The organism is Pseudomonas fluorescens (genome assembly GCF_012974785.1).
In the GTDB taxonomy this organism is placed as follows: Bacteria; Pseudomonadota; Gammaproteobacteria; order Pseudomonadales; family Pseudomonadaceae; genus Aquipseudomonas; species Aquipseudomonas fluorescens_BT.
The window spans coordinates 5,150,642-5,168,424 of the sequence record NZ_CP027561.1; the positions used below are offsets into that span (position 1 = coordinate 5,150,642).

17 protein-coding genes are annotated in these 17,783 nt (G+C 58.6%); 2 read left to right on the plus strand and 15 right to left on the minus strand.

Going from position 1 to position 17,783, the window contains the following annotated elements:
* The first annotated feature begins 86 nt into the window (after positions 1-86).
* A complete protein-coding gene (locus tag C6Y56_RS23350; RefSeq protein WP_169431823.1) occupies positions 87-1,517 on the plus strand; it encodes a PLP-dependent aminotransferase family protein in 1,431 nt (476 codons plus the stop codon).
* Here the strand turns inward: C6Y56_RS23350 and C6Y56_RS23355 are convergent.
* The 10 genes from C6Y56_RS23355 to C6Y56_RS23400 form a co-directional block, all read right to left on the minus strand.
* Positions 1,514-2,323, minus strand: coding sequence for an N-acyl homoserine lactonase family protein (locus C6Y56_RS23355; protein ID WP_169431824.1), 810 nt, complete (start codon positions 2,321-2,323; stop codon positions 1,514-1,516). The genes C6Y56_RS23350 and C6Y56_RS23355 overlap by 4 nt on opposite strands.
* 14 nt (positions 2,324-2,337) lie before the next feature.
* Positions 2,338-3,297: a diiron oxygenase gene (locus C6Y56_RS23360; RefSeq protein WP_169431825.1), complete on the minus strand. Its 960-nt coding sequence runs from the start codon at positions 3,295-3,297 to the stop codon at positions 2,338-2,340.
* A gap of 67 nt (positions 3,298-3,364) precedes the next feature.
* Complete coding sequence (locus C6Y56_RS23365) at positions 3,365-4,123, minus strand: TauD/TfdA family dioxygenase (RefSeq protein WP_169431826.1); 759 nt, start codon at positions 4,121-4,123, stop codon at positions 3,365-3,367.
* Positions 4,124-4,143: 20 nt separating this feature from the next.
* On the minus strand, positions 4,144-5,016 hold the full coding sequence (locus C6Y56_RS23370; protein WP_169431827.1) for a branched-chain amino acid aminotransferase: 873 nt from the start codon (positions 5,014-5,016) through the stop codon (positions 4,144-4,146).
* A 32-nt stretch (positions 5,017-5,048) separates the two neighbouring features.
* Positions 5,049-6,401, minus strand: coding sequence for a KamA family radical SAM protein (locus C6Y56_RS23375; RefSeq protein ID WP_169431828.1), 1,353 nt, complete (start codon positions 6,399-6,401; stop codon positions 5,049-5,051).
* Positions 6,402-6,424: 23 nt separating this feature from the next.
* Positions 6,425-7,069 carry a glutathione transferase gene (gene yfcF / locus C6Y56_RS23380; RefSeq protein WP_169431829.1) on the minus strand — a complete coding sequence of 215 codons (645 nt, stop codon included), beginning with the start codon at positions 7,067-7,069 and terminating at the stop codon, positions 6,425-6,427.
* Positions 7,070-7,285: 216 nt separating this feature from the next.
* Entirely contained in the window at positions 7,286-7,771 is a 486-nt protein-coding gene (locus tag C6Y56_RS23385) for a cupin domain-containing protein (protein WP_169431830.1), read from the minus strand.
* A 78-nt stretch (positions 7,772-7,849) separates the two neighbouring features.
* Positions 7,850-8,341 carry a RidA family protein gene (locus tag C6Y56_RS23390; protein ID WP_169431831.1) on the minus strand — a complete coding sequence of 164 codons (492 nt, stop codon included), beginning with the start codon at positions 8,339-8,341 and terminating at the stop codon, positions 7,850-7,852.
* Positions 8,342-8,379: 38 nt separating this feature from the next.
* A complete protein-coding gene (locus C6Y56_RS23395) occupies positions 8,380-9,648 on the minus strand; it encodes a biotin carboxylase (RefSeq protein WP_169431832.1) in 1,269 nt (422 codons plus the stop codon).
* A gap of 22 nt (positions 9,649-9,670) precedes the next feature.
* Entirely contained in the window at positions 9,671-10,771 is a 1,101-nt protein-coding gene (locus tag C6Y56_RS23400; RefSeq protein ID WP_169431833.1) for a hypothetical protein, read from the minus strand.
* A gap of 123 nt (positions 10,772-10,894) precedes the next feature.
* Here C6Y56_RS23400 and C6Y56_RS23405 point away from each other — a divergent pair, with 123 nt between their 5' ends.
* Entirely contained in the window at positions 10,895-12,307 is a 1,413-nt protein-coding gene (locus C6Y56_RS23405) for a PLP-dependent aminotransferase family protein (protein WP_169431834.1), read from the plus strand.
* Between the two features lie 62 nt (positions 12,308-12,369).
* Here the strand turns inward: C6Y56_RS23405 and cyoE are convergent, their stop codons facing one another.
* From cyoE to cyoA, 5 genes are read right to left on the minus strand one after another with little or no spacing between them, the layout of a single operon-like run.
* Positions 12,370-13,257: a heme o synthase gene (gene cyoE / locus C6Y56_RS23410; protein ID WP_169431835.1), complete on the minus strand. Its 888-nt coding sequence runs from the start codon at positions 13,255-13,257 to the stop codon at positions 12,370-12,372.
* Positions 13,258-13,267: 10 nt separating this feature from the next.
* The gene (cyoD, locus tag C6Y56_RS23415; RefSeq protein ID WP_007956718.1) at positions 13,268-13,603 is read right to left on the minus strand and encodes a cytochrome o ubiquinol oxidase subunit IV; all 336 of its coding nucleotides are present in this window, start codon (positions 13,601-13,603) and stop codon (positions 13,268-13,270) included.
* The gene (locus C6Y56_RS23420; protein WP_007956720.1) at positions 13,603-14,229 is read right to left on the minus strand and encodes a cytochrome o ubiquinol oxidase subunit III; all 627 of its coding nucleotides are present in this window, start codon (positions 14,227-14,229) and stop codon (positions 13,603-13,605) included. The genes cyoD and C6Y56_RS23420 overlap by 1 nt, the downstream gene beginning before the upstream one ends.
* A 3-nt stretch (positions 14,230-14,232) precedes the next feature.
* Positions 14,233-16,263 carry a cytochrome o ubiquinol oxidase subunit I gene (gene cyoB / locus C6Y56_RS23425; RefSeq protein ID WP_169431836.1) on the minus strand — a complete coding sequence of 677 codons (2,031 nt, stop codon included), beginning with the start codon at positions 16,261-16,263 and terminating at the stop codon, positions 14,233-14,235.
* Positions 16,264-16,266: 3 nt separating this feature from the next.
* On the minus strand, positions 16,267-17,208 hold the full coding sequence (cyoA, locus tag C6Y56_RS23430; protein ID WP_011335843.1) for a ubiquinol oxidase subunit II: 942 nt from the start codon (positions 17,206-17,208) through the stop codon (positions 16,267-16,269).
* Positions 17,209-17,783 lie beyond the last annotated feature (575 nt).

The following is a 17,783-nucleotide window of genomic DNA, read 5'->3' on the forward strand; positions in this document are numbered from 1 at the left end:
CAACCCTTGAGCACCACGGATCCGCCTGCAGGGAGCATCGAATCACTTTCCAGCCAACGACGAGTGGTGCGTTTGCTGAGGCTCTCATGAATACCCCACCCCTCTATCGGCAACTCGCCAATCACTATCTAGATGCCATTCGCAGCGGCACCCTCAAGGCAGGCGAACGGTTGCCCTCGATCCGACTGATGATGGAAAAACATGCCGTCAGCCTCTCCACGGCAGTGCAGGTGTGCCGCGAACTGGAACACCAGGGCGTGCTGGAAGCCCGTCCACGTTCGGGCAACTTCATCCGTCAGCCCGACAAATTGCCCAAATCGCCAGCCATTGCAGCCCCGTCACCTGTGAGCACCGACGTGTACGTCGGCATTCATGAACAGGTGTCGTCGGTGCTCAAGGCCAGCCAGGGTCTGTCGATCAAAGTCAATTTCGCCAGTGCCTACTGCGCGCCCGAACTGTATCCGCTGAAGATCCTGCAGGCCCACATGACCAAGTCCCTGCGCCTGGATCAACACCTGCTCGGTGCTCCGGGCTCTGCCTGTGGCAACACGCTGCTGCGTCAGGTCCTGGCGCGCCGCGCCTTGGCCAGCAAGGCCAATCTGCCGGCCGAGCGCATCGTCATCACCAACGGTGCAACCGAGGCGATCAATCTTGCGTTGCGCGCAGTCACTCAACCCGGCGATATCGTGGCAGTGGAATCTCCGACCTTCTATGGACTGCTGCAAATCCTTGAGAGCCTCAATCTGCGGGTGCTCGAAGTGCCGACAACCAGCGACACCGGCCTGAACCTCGACGTCCTCGAACAATTGCTCGCAGGAGCAAAACCGATCCGCGCGCTGATCGTCATCCCCAACCTGCAGAATCCGCTGGGCAGCATCATGCCCGACGCCCACAAGGCGCGGCTGGTCGAGTTGTGCGATAAACACGGCACCGTACTGATCGAAGACGACACCTATGGCGATCTGGTGGATACCGAGCAACCGCTGTCGACCCTCAAGCACTGGGATCGTAACGACAACCTGATTTATTGCGCCTCACTGAACAAAACCCTGGCACCGGGCATTCGCCTGGGCTGGATAAGCGCCGGGCGCTGGCATGAACGTGTAGAGATGCTCAAACATACGCAGTCGCGTGGTTGCGAGGCATTGTCTCAACTGGCGGTCAGCGCCTTGATGAAAACGCCCTCCTACGAACGTTATCTGCGCCGTTTGCGCAAGACACTCACCGGGCAACGCCAGCAAATGAGCAGCGCGATCCTGCGTCATTTCCCCGCCGGTACTCGGGTCACGTCACCTCAGGGCGGCACGTTGCTGTGGGTGGAACTGCCGCGGGAGTTGTCGGCAATGAGGTTGTTTCACGACGCGCTGAAACTCGGTATCCAGATCACGCCAGGTGACATCTTTTCCAACGCCAAGCGCTTCGGTCACTGTGTGCGTATCGGTTGCGGCGCGCCGTTTTCACCGCGTATCGAGGACGCGGTGAAAACCCTTGGACGACTGCTGGAGAACCAGTACTAGCCAGCAGACAACGGCGGCAGGTGCAGACAAATGATGTGCGGATCACCGTTCAAGTGAACGAAACGCTCGGCGATCAACGGATCGTGACCGGGAATGACATGGTCTTCACCGTCCGCCAATTCATCGATCCGATCGAACGCCTCAAGGGTCTGCGCCAGATCATCGAGGATCGGAAACGGACTGCGCTGGCGGATGTTGGCCCACAGGTGGGCGGCGTCGGAGGCCAGTACGATCCAGCCGCGCTCGGTGAACACCCGCACCACCTGGCTGCCGGGTGTGTGACCGCCGACCGGATGCAGGGTGATGCCCGGCAACACTTCGACACTGCCGCTGTGCAAACGCAAGCGCCCTTCGAACAATGGCGGCAGGGCCGACATGACGTCCTCGACCTCGTAGGTTTTGTTGAGGGTGCGATGGGTCATTTTCGGCCCGGTGCAGAAACGCAGTTCAGCTTCCTGCAAATGCACCGTGGCATTGGCAAACAAACCGATGTTGCCGGCATGATCCCAATGCAGATGCGTCAGGATCAATTGTTTGACTTGCGCAGGATCGATATCCAGTTGCCGCAGGGAGTTTTCTGGCCGGCGATACATCTGACGATCACGCCGTTCCGCCGTGGCAGGCTGGAAGCAGGTATCGACCACGACCACGTGCTCGGCATTGCGAATGACCCAGAAGTAATAGTCCAGCGGCATTGGCGCATTCGGGTCACCGCAACAGGCGTCGTAAAGAAAGCTCTCGCGGGCTGTGCGTTGGGCATTGGCCCCGACACGGATGGCAAAAACTTCGTACTCAGGAACAGACATGTTCACCTCCCGATTCAGGCTGCCGCTTCGGATTTGAGCGTCGGGCGGAAATCAAAATCGATCTGCGCGCCGATTCCCAGATCTTCGGCCAGACGATGCAATCCGCTGTAGTCGCGCATGATGGTGGCGTTGCGGTTGCTTTCACGGGTTTCGTCGATGATCTGCCTGGCTTGCTCAACACCGAGCTGACTCAGAATCGCCTCCCACATCGAGTAGTCCTGGGCCACGAATGCGCTCAATGCCTGGGACAGGGTGCGGGTGAAAAACGCTCGCTGTTCCGTCTGCATGTTGGCGTACATGACCTTGGCCACTTCGGCCAGCACCTTGCTGTGGGCATATTCATCCCGATTGTGCAATTCGGCGACGAGTCGATTCTGCGGCTGGATGCTTTGGTCATCCGCCAGCAGGTCGAGGAAGGCGTTGACGCTGATTTCTGCCACGACAGCAAACGTGATTGCAGCCATGTCCCGCTGCCAGGGCTCACTCAGTTCCTGTTGCAAGGCCTTCAGCCGCAGATACGTGACCGACGGAGGCAGGTCAAGCATCGCCCCCAGTTTGCGTTCGGCGCGGGTACGCTCCACAGCGCGCAGGTGCATCAGCGTGTGGTAGTGCTCGTCGATCAGTGCCTGCTGCATGGCCTCGCGAAAATGCCAGTCGTCCGGACCGAGGTACTGGTTGGCAATGACGCTCAATGCCGGGTTTACCACCAGTTCTTCGGCAGTGACGGTGCGCAGGTTATAGCCAATCCACCCCCAGGTGAGCACGCTGCTCTTGAGTTCTTCACTGAGCGCCTGAAACGCCGGGTGATGGAAGAACGGCACCAGCCGCTCGGGGTAATCAGCACGGGTCGGGTCGAACGCCTCGCTGACATCCGCCTTTGCCGGCGAACACACCGTAGCCCGTTTGCTCCAGGCCTGATTCAGACGGATCACCAGTTGATGATCGACAGAGACGATCTCGATTGCAGTTTCCATGACGCGATACCTGTAGGACGCGTACCTGTTGCCAGGTACGTCAATGAAATTAAGAAAGTCGCAAAACTCAACCCAGCCAGTAGCGAACAAGGTGTCGCGCCGGATCGCTGTAGCGGCTGCGAGCATGGATCATTCGCCAGTTGTCCCAGATCAGCATGTGCCCGTCAGGGATAAGCACCGGGGTGTTGTGTTCAAGAAAGTACGCCTCGCCCAAACGGGCAAAACGGGCCAGCGGGCTATCGCTGTTGGCGACCTGTGATTGCTCCAGCGCTTGTTTCGAAGGGTTCACATCGCCGTAATGAAACTGGTTGTAGCTGAAACGAAAGACGTCGCCCTTCTCGGCCGGCGTGAGGATGTACTCCAGCACACGGCGCTGCCCTGGCTCACCGGGCTTGGCGGTGGCGACAAACTCCACCGGAGTATCGTGAATCCACTCGCGCAACTCTGGATCGTCCTGCTCCAGTGATTGGAGAAACTCGAGGCCATCCACCAGCCCCGTATGCCCGCCACCACAAGTGGCCTGGCGCAGACAATGCAGCGCGAGGTAGCGCGGCGGCGGACCATAGACCGGAGCCTCGGTGTGCGGGCCGATGCCATTCATGCTTTGCGAATAAGGCAGATCCTCATAACCCGGCTTGCGGGTGATGGCGAACGCCGTTTGCCCGTTGAACTGCGGAATGATCGGGCCGAACGCCTGCAAAACGCCCTCGACATCGTGCGCAAATTCGTTGGGGGTGAGCACCGTCCAGCCGCGTATGGCCAACTCTTCTTGACGAAGGTCCAGCGAAGCTTGAGGGGCGGGCACAGCGAATCCTTGGTCTGACATGGTGGCAGTCCTTTTCCGGTTCAGGCGTTAACGGTTGAGGTGTAGGCCGCAATCAGTTCGCGGCATGCGGCGCCAGGTTCGAAGCGTTGTTGGTCGATGCTTTGCACGGGGGTAATTTCAGCGGCGGTGCCGGTGAGAAAACACTCATCGAACTCGCCCAGCTCCGAGGGCACGATCGTTCGTTCGATGACCTGATAGTCCAATGCCCGCGCCAGTTCGATCACGGTCTGGCGAGTGATGCCATTGAGGAAACAATCGGCCGTTGGCGTGTGCAGCGTCCGGCCTTTGACGAAGAACACGTTGGCGCTGGTCGCCTCCGCAACATGCCCACGCCAGTCAAGCATCAGTGCATCGTGATAACCGCTGTTCTCTGCATCGTGCTTGCTCAATGTCGCGATCTGATAGTGCCCGGACGCCTTGGCCTGGAACGGGCTGGTGTCCGGTGGCGGCCGACGCCACAGTGCAGTCTTCAAACGGATGCCAGCCATGCGTGCCGCCGGATCGAAATAGCTCGGCCATTGCCAGCAGGCAATCGCCACATGGACCCGGTTGAAACGTGCGGAAGTGGAAATCATCTCGCTGCCGCGCCACGCCACCGGACGCAGATAGCCGTCGATGACCGAGTTGCGCCGCAGCAACTCATGACTGGCGTCTTCCAGTGCCTGCGGCGTAAAGGGAATCGTGAAATCCATCCATTGCGCCGAGCGATACAAACGCTCTGTGTGCTCACGCAGCTTGAATACTTTTCCCCCATAGACTCTCTCGCCTTCATACACGGTGCTGGCGTAATGCAGCCCGTGACTGAGCACATGCAACCGTGCCTGCGACCACTCGACGAACTCGCCGTCAAGCCAGATCACGCCTTCGCGCTGATCAAATGGAATTGCGCTCATGTCCCTTCTTCTCCCTTTGACAATCAATCGTCCTAAGCTGTTTGCAGCAGCACCGGTATCAATTCAGGCGTGATCGCCGCTTCGGTCTGAAAGAAAAAACTCCGCTCGCCGAACGCCGGTCTCAGCTCGTCAAACCACGTGGCGTGGGGATCGAATGCGGCATAAAACGTGCGCAGCACCCACTGCGGGTTGCGGGCCTGGAGAAACTGCAACACGAAGACCTTTTCCCCGGCGACGGTTTCGATTCCGTTGATCAGGACCTTGCCGTAAAACGTGCTCATCGATGGCCCGCGCACAGTGCGCGCCAGACCCGAGACCGTGCGATAGGCTGCCTGAAAGATCTCGAACGCCCGGGCCAGCGGCATTGCGAAGTAGTGGCTCGGCCCGGTATCGCGTTCGACGAACATGTAGTAGGGAATCGCCCCCAACCGCACGCCCTCCGTCCACAGTGCCGCCCAGTCCGCCGGCGCTTCATTGATATGGCGGATCACTGGAGCCTGCATGCGCAGGGTTGCGCCGCTTGCTCGAATATTCGCCACAGCCTGTCGGGCGATGTCCTGACGGATTTCCACCGGATGGTTGTAGTGCCCCATGATCGACAGGTTCTTGCCGGCGGCCACAATCCGCTCGAACAGTGCCAGCAGCTGCGGCGCGTCCTTGTCGCTGACGAACCGCTGCGGCCAGTACGCCACCGATTTGGTGCCGATGCGGATGCTCTTCAGATGCGCCAGTTCCAGCAGCGGCTCGATGTAGGACGCCAGTGATCGGGTATTCATGATCATCGGATCGCCACCCGTGATCAGCACATCGGTGACCTCGGTGTGCAGCGTCAGATAATTCACCAGCTCCTGGGATTCCCGGGCGTTGAACTTGAGTTCTTCTTCACCGATGAACTGCGCCCAGCGGAAACAGAACGTGCAGTAGGCGTGACACGTCTGACCGGCGCCGGGGAAAAACAGAACCGTCTCGCGGTACTTGTGCTGAATGCCCGGCAGGATTTTTCCGTCGAGGCTGGCGCCATTGTGTGTCAGCTGTCCCGCAGGATGCGGATTCATTCGCCGCCAGATCCCTTCGATGCAGCGCTTGATCGCGATGGAATCATCCTGCTGGATCAACCGTTTCAACGTGTCGTATTCGTGAGCCAGCAGCATGTCTCGATGCGGAAAGGTCATGCGAAAGATCGGGTCGTCGGGAATGTTCTCCCAATCGATCAGCGTGCCCAGCACATAGTCGTTGGTGCGAAACGGCATGACCCGCGCCACCACGTCCATGGCTTCCTGCAACGCCGGCGTCAGTCTTTGCCAGTACGACGTGTCGCGAATGCTGCGTGAGTTGTAGGGTTTGTAGCGTTCAAATTGCGACGGTCCTTGTTCGAGTCCCTGCATGGCGATACTCCTGGGCGCGATGATCAGGCTTGCAGCGGCGCGACGCGCGGCTGATCCAGCCACGCTTGCACGCTGTCACGCTGCCATTGGCGGCGTACGTATTCGGCAAGCCGCTCGGGCAACGGATCACCATTGGCCAGCAGCCGGTTGAGCATGATCGCCAGGTCGATATCAGCGATGCACCATTCGTCAAACAGGTACTCGCTCCCTGTCTTCAGCAAAGTCTGGGCAACGAACAAGAGGCGTTGCACAGCGCTCCGGGCGTCGGGGGACAATGGCGTATCACGCGGTCCGAAGTAGATGAGGTCTGCCGGACGCTCCTTGCGGATGACCAGCAAATCACTGCGCAGCCAGGCTTGCAGCTGTCGGGCCCGGGCACGATGGTGGATGTTCTGTGGCAGCAGCTTCGGATGGCCGGGGGCGATCTCGTCGAGGTATTCGACGATGGCGGACGATTCCGACAGGGCGAAGTTTTCATGAACCAGTGTGGGAATCTTGCAGGTCAGCGAAAGATCTCGGTAAGCCGACTGGTAGTTCTCTCCCGACTTCAGATCAACACTCACAAGTTCAAAGGAAAGTTGTTTTTCCTTGAGCCCGACAAAGGCCGACATCGCAAACGCGCTGACGAAATCCGCACCGACATACAACTTCAATCTTGAACTATTCACGCATGCGCTCCCCTATATAAACGCGCTCGATCGCACCACTAAAAGCGGGCGCTTCGTTAATATCGAACGTCTTGCAACCAATCCTAATTAGTTGCCAGGAGGCTGAATAGATACAGAAATGCCTTGTTTGCATCGATACAGAAAACGCGCGCAAAGGCTCAAACTCCAGACAAAAAAAAAGGGAGCCATTGGCTCCCTCGCAGTTGCAATCCGGTATCAGGCCGGGGTGGTGATCAGCCCGTGACTGTCGGCAAAGTTGGACAACAATGCCATCTGCGGCATGTTGCTCAGATTCAGCATCGCCAGGGGTTCCTCCCCCTCGACATTGTCGAAGCCGTGGGTGTTCCAGGCAGGCACCAGCAACACATCGCCCGGTCCAACGGCCACTGGCGCGGCATCGCCGAGGGTCAGGTAACCGCGGCCGGACTGAATGATGAACAGGTGCCACCAGGCATGGGCATGCCCCTTCAACTGGACGCCAGGGTTCAGCCATTGCATCGCCATGGCCATGCCGGGTGCCACCTCGCAGCCAGCCGTATCCGCTGCCGATGTGAGCGCCACGATATCCACATCCTCACTCGCCAGGGCCTGGCGCTCGTTCGTCAGTTGCGTGCGGGTCCAGACTTTCGGACTGAGCGTTTGATGATGAAGACTTCTTCTAAAGTCTTTGTAAGAAAAAAAATCGCCACGGATATCGTTCATCAACTCCAGCCTTCCATCCCTAAAAGTCGCGCCACATTAGTTCAGAGCAACGCCACTGTAAAGTTGCGACGGCACAACTTATAACGCGGTTGGACGCAATGCTACGATCATGTCCACTTCAATCGCCGCATTCTTTGGAAGTTGATAAACACCCACGGTTGTCCGTGTATGTTTACCTGAATCGCCGAGTACATGACTGAAGACATCGGAGGCGCCATTGGCAACTTCGCTCAGGTCGACGAAGTCCGCCGTGGACTTGACGTAGACCGTCACTTTCACCAGCGACTTGATTTTGTCCAGTGAGCCAATCGCATCAACGATCAGGGCCAGGCAACGCATGGCACTGATACTCGCTGCCGCCTGGGCCTGGCTCATATCCAGTTCAACGCCGACACGCCCGGGATACTGAATCTTGCCATTCATGCGCGGCACCATACCGCTTACATACAGCTCATCCTGATGACGCACGAGCGGTACGTAATGGCCTCCGGCAGCGTTTTCACCATAGATGTCATAGCCCAATTCCCGGGCCAGTCTGATGAAGCGCTCATCACACGTCTCTTTCTCCACAGCGTCACCCTCTGACTCATTACTACGAAAAATGCGTTTCAACCCGCCATTGCCAGCGCCGTGACCTCAACCTGCACCTCGACGGCTTCGGCCAGTCGCTGCAAGTCGTCACTGAGTTGTGTGTAGTCACTGTTGAACAAAATGATGTGACCGATGAAGGCAGTGTTGTCCTTCACCTGCGCCGTCACAGAGTCGCCGACCTTGCGGGCATACACCGCCTCGATCAGCTCGATCCCGAGGCTGCGGGCCAGTGCATGGATATCCGGCATCGAGCGCAGGATGCCGTCGCGCGGCGCGCGCAAGAGGCGGATTGCGCAATGACCACGGGCCACTGGCGCATGAGGGGCAACCTGACCTTCGACGGCCCAGCGCACCCAACGCTCCCACGGATCGAAATCACTGAAGGCATGACGCGCCAGATCCCAGATGTGCATGCCGCCGGGGCGCATGTTGGTTTCCACCGCCGAACTGAAACCATCGCGACGCAGGAACACCTCGTTGTGCCAGGCACCGTTGTCGGTCGACACCAGATCCGCCATGTGCTTTCCGGCAGCGATCAGGCGCGTGTGCAACTGATTCGCCAGCGGCGCGGGTACCACTTGCTGGATCTCGGCACGATAAGCACCTTCGGTGGTCGTTTTCTCGGTGATCCAGGTGCTCCCGGCGACGTTGTCCCAGCTGTATTCGCGCGCGCCCTCGATCAGTTCTTCGAGAACGATCCCGCCATCGCGATAGGGTTTGAGGGCCTGCCATGCCTCCTCACACTCGGACGGATGATGGATCACCCGGCAACCACGGCTCGCACCTTCACAGGCGGGTTTGATGAACGCCTTGCCGCCCAGCGAGACGACCCGCTCACGCAGTTGCGCGAGGTTTTCAATACGAGTCGAGGCAACCGGGCGATAGTCCGCCGGAGCAGCATCGGCGGCGGCTTCGAGGCCACGAAAAATCTGTTTATCGAGTCCCGCCCGCGCCTGTGCCGCGGTAATGCCGGGCAATCCGAATCGCTGCGCCAGTGCAGCGCCGAGCAAGACGCCGCGATCGGAAAACGGCAGCACACCGAGCACCTTCCAGCGATCTGCACTGAGGCAGCCGCTCACCAGCTCCACGGCATCGGACAAGTCTTTTTCGGCAAAGGACGTGGTGCAGACGTGATCGGCAACCCGGTGATCATCCTTGTGTATCTGCTCGACCAGAAGCACCAGTCGCGCGTTGTACAGACGATGGCTCAGATCGCGCAGTTTCTGGATATCGTTGATCCGGTTGCCGTTGTAACCGACCACCACCAGACAAGACGTCGTACTCATAACCCCTCCTGCATTCCGTGAATCATTCGTGCAGCGCGGCGTTGGACCGGCGGACCATCCAATACCAGGCCAGAATCCCGCCGGCTCCGATCAGCGCCAGCAATACCGCGTTGAACGGCGCCGGTACCACACGCATGACCAGTACCGTGAGGCCTGCGCCGACACCCAGCGAGACTTCCTTGACGAACATGTTGTTCTGCTTGACCGAGAAGTAGTCGAGGTAGCTGAACGCGCACTCGGCCACCGACAGCAGCGCCACCCAGACAAGGGCTCCGAGCAGTGTTTCGACATGGAACAGCGCGGGCGAGGAAAGCACGGCAAAGCCACCGGCGATGATCGCGATCACGGTCAGCACCTTGAAGCGCCCGGTGCGCTCGATCAGCTTCATCACGGGCACCTGTGCAAACACCACCACCGCACTGTTCAGGATCAGCATCAGGCCGTACCAGGCTGGCAGCTCACCGGTCTCAAGCAGGATGGCTTGCGGCAGGATCGAAAATACCCCGAACAACTTGATACCCATGATGATCCCGGCGACCACCCATGGCAGCTTGTTGCGCCAGCCGCTGCCCTCATGCGTCACCGCAGGTGCGACGCCTGGCGCGGTGGTGAACGTGGCACCGAAGGCAATCGGCAGGCACAGCAACACGAATGCGGCCGCCCCCAGGAAAAACGTCGTCGGGGTCAGCAGCGGCGAGAGCAGGATCAGCCCTGCCACCAGACTGCCCATGTTCATCGCCACCCGGTTATAGGCCGCACCTTCTTTGGTCTGCGCCGCTTCACTCTTGATCAGATAGCCGGCAATGGCGATTCCGTAGGCGAACAGCGCTGCGGCAAACATCACCACACCTTGTTGACTGGTCAGTGCCAGCAGCACCAGCCCGAGACCGGCGCACAGCAGCGTCACGCTCAGCGAGCGCCGTCCCAGAATCAGCAAGGTCAGCGGCAGCAACAGCAGCAGGGCGCGATAGCCCAGTGCCAGGATGCTGTTGGTGGCGGTATCGAGCCAGACATTGGCCTTGCCCAGCACCGCGAACAGCGAGACAGCGGTGATCATGCGGATCACGAACAACCGCACGTTAATGACCGGTTTGGCGACTGCAACCGTTGTTTCAATACTCATTGAAAGCCCCTGACCAGCAAACGTCGGAAAGTCTGTCAGGCGATGGTAGAGACGCAGGTCACTTTCGGTCAGAGCAAGTTCGTATAGAATCCAACGAAGTTTACTGCTGGGGAGACCAGTAAAATGCAGGTTCAACGCGCCGTGATCGCCGCGATCGAATTCCAGCCGGGTGCACCACTGGTGCAACAGATCGTCGATCAGTTGTCCCGCGCAATCAGCAGCGGCGCTCTGCCACACGGTGCCCGATTGCCCCCGATTCGTGAGCTTTCAGAGCTGATGAATGTCGGCAAATCCACGGTGGTCGATGCTCTTGACCGCTTGCGGGCCAAGGGCCAGGTTGTGTCGCGTCAGGGCTCCGGGCACTACGTGCACCGTTCGAGCAGTTCGCAGCCCGGCAGTCGCGGCCCTGATCTGCTGCCCCAGGACACTCTCAGCGTCGTTCGCCGCGCCTTGTTGCTGGACAACGGCGCATTGCGCCCGGGCTGCGGTTTCCTGCCCTCGTCCTGGCTGCCTGCCGAAGAACTGCTCAAGGCCGTACGCGGTACTTTGCGCGCCACCACCCTGCGTATGGGTGAATACGGCGTTGCCGGCGGCTACCTGCCCTTGCGTCAGGCATTGCGGGTAAAACTGGCGAGCTTCGGCATCGAGGCGCCGGTGGAGCAGATCATCACGACGGCCAATACCATGCAGGCGATTGACCTGCTGATGCGCCTGCTGATCAAACCCGGCGATACGGTACTGCTCGATGATCCCTGTTACTTCAACATGCACGCCAATCTGGCATTGCACGGCGCCAGGGTCATTACCATTGCCCGCGATTGCGACGGCATGGATCTGGAAGCCTTCGAACAACTGCTGATCGCCCATCGACCGGTGCTGTACATGACCAACAGCACCCTGCACAACCCGACCGGTCACTCCTTCTCCCCGGCACAGGTCTATCGTTTGCTGGAGTTGAGCCATCGTTATGGCTTCCACCTGGTCGAGGACGATTTGTACTGCGATATCCAGCAGCGCCGCACCCCGCGTCTGGCGGCGAGCGGACTGGACAACGTCAGTTACGTTTCCGGTTTCTCGAAAACCCTGACCGCCAACAGCCGGGTCAGTTATGCGGTGCTGTCAGCACCACTCGCTGCACGGATGATTGCGCTGAAAATGGCCTGCGGCGGCGTCACCTCCGAACTGGCCGAGCAGATTACCTGCACCATGCTCAGCGATGGCAGCTACGCCAGACACACGCGGCGCACGGTAGATCGCCTTTATGAATCCAACAGCCGGGTCGCCGGCTGGCTGGTCGAAGCGGGTTGTTCGGTGTCATCGCTACCGGGGGAGGGTCTGTTCATCTGGACGCGTCTGCCCGAGGGCAAACATGCCGAAACGCTCGCCCGCCGGGGTCTGGAAAATGATCTGGTGCTGGCACCGGGCACCCTGCTGAGCAAAGCGGCGGATGCCGACAACTATCTGCGCTTCAACGTCGCGCACAGTGATCACGTGCAAGTGCGTGAACGGTTCCTGCGCTTGCTCGACGAGAAATAACGATCAATAAAAAACCCCGCTCATCTCTCGATGAACGGGGTTTTTCATACAACGTTCGAACCTTACGGTGCGTACGTCAGCAACAACTCGCTCGGCACCTTGAAGTCCAGGGACATCATGACGCTCAACGCGGTGATGGTGAAGATCGAGAACACGAACAGCTTGCGTGCCCAGACCGTGTCATCCACTGCCTTGTAGCCGGTCCAGGCCATGTACAGCCAGTACATGCCCATGGCCGCGGCGACGGCGAGGTAACTCATGCCGGCGTAACCGCTGAAGGTCAGCATCAAGGTCGCCACGAGGAACGCCAGGATGTAGAGCAGGATGTGCTTCTTGGCCACTTGAATCCCGCGCTTCACTGGCAGCACCGGAATCGACGCGGCCAGGTAATCGTTGAAGCGGAAGATCGCGATAGCGTAGGAATGCGGCATCTGCCACAGGCTGAACATTACCAGCAGGGTCAGCGCGGCCATGTCGAAACTGTTGGTCACGGCCACGTAACCGATCACCGGCGGCATGGCGCCCGACAGACTGCCCACCAGCGTGCCGTGAACCGACTTGCGCTTGAGGTACAGGCTGTAGAAGCCGACGTAGATGATGAAGCCGATCACGGCGAACAGGGCAGCCAACGGGTTGGCCACCTTGTACAGCAACGCAACGCCGGCGACACCCAGGACGGTCGCATAGACCAGGGCCAGTTTCAGGGAGATCAGGCCCTGGACCAGCACCCGGTTCTTGGTGCGTTCCATCTTCAGGTCGATGTCGCGGTCGATGCAGTTGTTGAACACGCAACCGGAGGCCACGACCAGGGAAGTGCCGATCATGGCGGCCAGGAACACCGCCAGATCGACATGCCCTTTCGAGGCCAGGAAGAACCCGCCTGCCACAGAAAGCACGTTACCGAAAATGATCCCCGGTTTGGTGATTTGGATAAAGTGCTTGAGCGACATCGGGTTTACCTCACTTCGCCATCATGTAGGTGTGGATGCTGAACATGATCCACAACGACAGACCGACCAGCAGCACGATCACGATGGCCGTAAAGACGAACGCAATCACGTTGTTACGCTGGGCAATGGAACGGTCCAGGTGCAGGAAGTAATACAGGTGAACGATCACCTGGATGACTGCGAACAGCAGGACGATTGCCAGCGTGGTGGACTTCGGCAGGGTCGGGAACATCACCAGGCCGAACGGGATGACGGTCAGAATCACCGACAGGATGAAGCCGATGGCGTACGACTTTACGCTGCCGTGGCCAGCATCATGGCTGTCATGGGAGTGTGCATTAGCCATTACAGGGTCCCCATCAGGTAAACAACGGTGAATACGCAGATCCACACCACGTCCAGGAAGTGCCAGAACAGGCTCAGGCAGCTCAGACGGGTCTTGTTGGTCGCCGTCAGGCCGTGCTTGTTGACCTGGTACATCATGATGCCCATCCAGATCAGACCCGCAGACACGTGCAGACCGTGGGTACCGACCAGGGTGAAGAACGCCGACAGGAAGCCCGAACGGCTAGGACCGAAGCCCTCGGAGATCAGCAGGTGGAACTCGTTGATCTCCATGGCGATGAAGCCTGCGCCGAGCAGGAAGGTCATGAACAACCAGCCCAGAACCTGCTGCTTTTTACCTTTGTACAACGCCAGCATGGCGAAGCCGTAGGTGATCGAGCTGAACAACAGCAGAGCGGTTTCGCCCAGCACGTATGGCAGTTCGAAGATGTCGTGGCCCGACGGGCCACCGGCGACGTTGTTTACCAGTACCGCGTACACCGCGAAGATCGACGCAAACAGAATGCAGTCGGTCATCAGGTAGAGCCAGAAACCGTATACGGTCATCTCGCCCGAGTCGTGGTGATGGTCATCGTGCCCATGGTCATGGCCATGGGCGTGTCCAGCATTGGTCACTAAGTTCGACATTGTTTAAGCCTGTTCCAACTTGGTTTCAACACGGGTCGCGGAAGCAGGGATCTTCCCGGCCGCTACCAGACGCTTGTGCTGCTCGGCTTCGATGCGCTCGATCGTTTCAACCGGAACCATGTAGCCCTGGTCGTCACGTGCAGCGTGGATCACGAAGTAGATGACAGTGCCGGCCAGGCTGGCGATCGCCAACCACCAGATGTGCCAGATCATCGCGAAACCGAACACGGTCAGCAGTGCGCCCATCACCACGCCAGTGGCGGTGTTGTTCGGCATGTGGATCGGTTCGTACTTGGCCGGAGCCTGGTACGCAGTACCGTTTTCCTTGGCTTCGGTGAACGGGTCGATGCAGTCAGCCTTTGGCAGTACAGCGAAGTTGTAGAACGGAGGTGGCGACGAGGTCGACCATTCCAGGGTATGGGCATTCCACGGGTCACCGTGTTCGCACATGTTTTCCGGTTTGTTGCGGTCACGTACCGATACATACAGCTGGATCAGCTGGCAGGCGATACCCACAGCGATCAGGATCGCACCGAACATGGCAACGTACAGGTACGGTACCCACTCAGGGTTGGTGGTGGCGTTCAGACGACGGGTCATGCCCATGAAGCCCAGAGCGTAGAGCGGCATGAACGCAACGAAGAAGCCCGAGATCCAGAACCAGAACGCTGCTTTACCCCAGCCTTCGTGCAGCTTGAAGCCGAACGCTTTCGGGAAGTAGAAGCCGAAGCCTGCGATGTAGCCGAATACCGCGCCGCCGATGATCACGTTGTGGAAGTGCGCGATCACGAACAGGCTGTTGTGCAGAACGAAGTCAGCACCCGGGATGGCCAGCAGTACGCCGGTCATGCCGCCGATGGCGAAGGTCACCATGAAGCCCAGGGTCCACAGAACCTGGCTGGTGAAGCGCAGACGGCCCTGGTAGATGGTGAACAGCCAGTTGAACAGTTTCACACCCGTCGGGATGGAAATCAGCATCGTCGCCAGACCGAAGAAGGCGTTGACGCTGGCACCCGAACCCATGGTGAAGAAGTGGTGCAGCCAAACCATGAAGCCCAGTACCGAGATCGCGCCCGAAGCGTAGATCATCGAGTGATGGCCGAACAGTTTCTTGCCGGTGAAGGCCGAGATGACTTCCGAGAAAATGCCGAATGCCGGCAGGATCAGGATGTAAACCTCAGGGTGGCCCCATGCCCAGAACAGGTTGACGTACATCATTGGATTGCCACCAAGTTCATTGGTGAAAATGTGGAAATCCATGTAACGGTCAAGGGTCAGCAGTGCCAGGGTAGCGGTCAGGATCGGGAACGAAGCCACGATCAGAACGTTTGCCCAGGTGCAGGTCCAGGTGAAGATCGGCATGTCCATCAGCTTCATGCCAGGGGTACGCATTTTCAGCACGGTCGCGAGGAAGTTGACCCCGGTTAACGTTGTACCCAGACCCGATAGCTGTAGCGCCCAGATGTAGTAGTCCATCCCCACGCCAGGGCTGTATTGCAGACCCGACAGCGGTGGATAGGCAACCCAGCCGGTCTTGGCGAATTCGCCGACGCCCAGGGACAGGTTGATCAGCACGACGCCGGACACCAGCAGCCAGAAGCTCAGGGAGTTCAGGAACGGGAACGCAACGTCACGGGCGCCGATCTGCAGCGGCACTGCAAGGTTCATCAGGCCGGTGAAGAATGGCATCGCCATGAAGATGATCATGATCACACCGTGAGCGGTGAAGATCTGGTCATAGTGTTCAGGTGGCAGGTAGCCAGGCGAACCCTCGGTGGCCATGGCCAGCTGGGTACGCATCATGATGGCGTCGGCAAAGCCACGCAGCAGCATGACCATGGCAACGATGATGTACATCACGCCGATTTTCTTGTGGTCGACCGACGTCAGCCACTCGGTCCACAAGTAAGTCCACTTCTTGAAGTAGGTGATTGCAGCGAACAACGCCAGACCACCGAGCGCGATCATCGAGATGGTGACCATCACGATCGGCTCGTGGAAAGGGATCGCTTCCCAACTTAATTTACCAAACATCGTTTACTCCTCTGCCCCGGCAGCTGAATGCGAATTCGAGTCCATATCCGTTGCCGCCACTTCTTTCTCTTTCTTCTCGTGCTTCAGCGGCTTGCCCGGTTTCATGCCTTCGTACTTGTCGACGATGGTCTGGAACAGGTTCGGCGTGACCGAGGAGTAGAGCTCGACTGGATTGTTCTGGCTTGGCTTGGCAAGGGCTGCGTATTCAGCGGCTTCAAGCTGTTTAGGTGCCTTTTTGACTTCACTTACCCAGGCGTCGAAATCTTCCTGAGAAGTTGCGATCGCTTTGAATTTCATACCGGTGAAACCAGCGCCGCTGTAGTTGGCGGAGATACCGTCCATTTCAGCGTTGCGGTCAGCGATCAGGTGCAGCTTGGTGGTCATGCCCGCCATCGCATAGATCTGGCCGCCCAGGCCCGGGATGAAGAACGAGTTCATCACCGCATCCGAAGTGATCCGGAAGTTAACCGGGGTGTGCGCCGGGAATACGATCTTGTTGACCGTGGCGATGCCTTGTTCCGGGTAGATGAACAGCCACTTCCAGTCCAGCGCGACCACTTCGATGGTCACAGGCTTGACGTCGGATTCGATCGGACGATACGGATCCAGCGAGTGGGTCGACTTGTAGGTGATGTAACCCAGGGCAATGATGATCAGGACCGGAATGGTCCAGACTGCCACTTCGATCTTGGTCGAGTGCGACCATTTCGGGGTGTAGACGGCGTTCTTGTTGGAGGCGCGGTACTTCCAGGCGAACAGGAAGGTCATGACGATGACCGGCACAACGACCAACAGCATCAGCAGCGTAGCGGTGATGATCAGGTTGCGCTGTTCCAGGCCGACCTGGCCCGTTGGATTGAGCAAGGTCATGTTGCAGCCTCCCAGCAACAACGTGCCGAGCAGCGGCACTAGGCCTAGTAATCTGGGGTACCTGTTTTTACTCATCTCACGACCTCTAAAGCAGCTTGCGCAATGCAGTTGGGTTTTGATCGCCAACACTTCACCCTGCCAAGGGTTGGCATTTTCTTTGGATTGAATAAGGGCCGCCCGTCGCGCGTCAGACGCTCGACAAATCCTGGGACAGCGGTCAGTTCTTATTCGAATTCGTGGTCAAAGGCCTTGTTACAGACCAATTCCATTTGGTGCGGAAAGTTGGAAGGCACCGACACCTGGGTGTCTCGCAAGCCTTTCGGCCCCTCGACACCCGACTTCCTGCTCAGTTCCTTATAAAGGTTGAACAGTGCCGGGAATTCAGTGCGGGCGATTGTAGATAGGTAGCGCCCTATACACCATGTCTTATCCCGAAATAATTTTTATCGCTCAGAGCAACAATCCATCACCGTTTTTGCAAAAGTGACCCATGCTATCGAAATCGATTCTCAACAAAAACTCCAAAAAATGTAGGTGTACCTGGCTCGGATCAGACAGTTCCGAAGACTTTTTCCGACACCGTGAAGCGCTTAAACCCCGATAACCCAAGGGCTTTGGCCAATTGCCACAGGTTGTTAAAACTGCCTGTT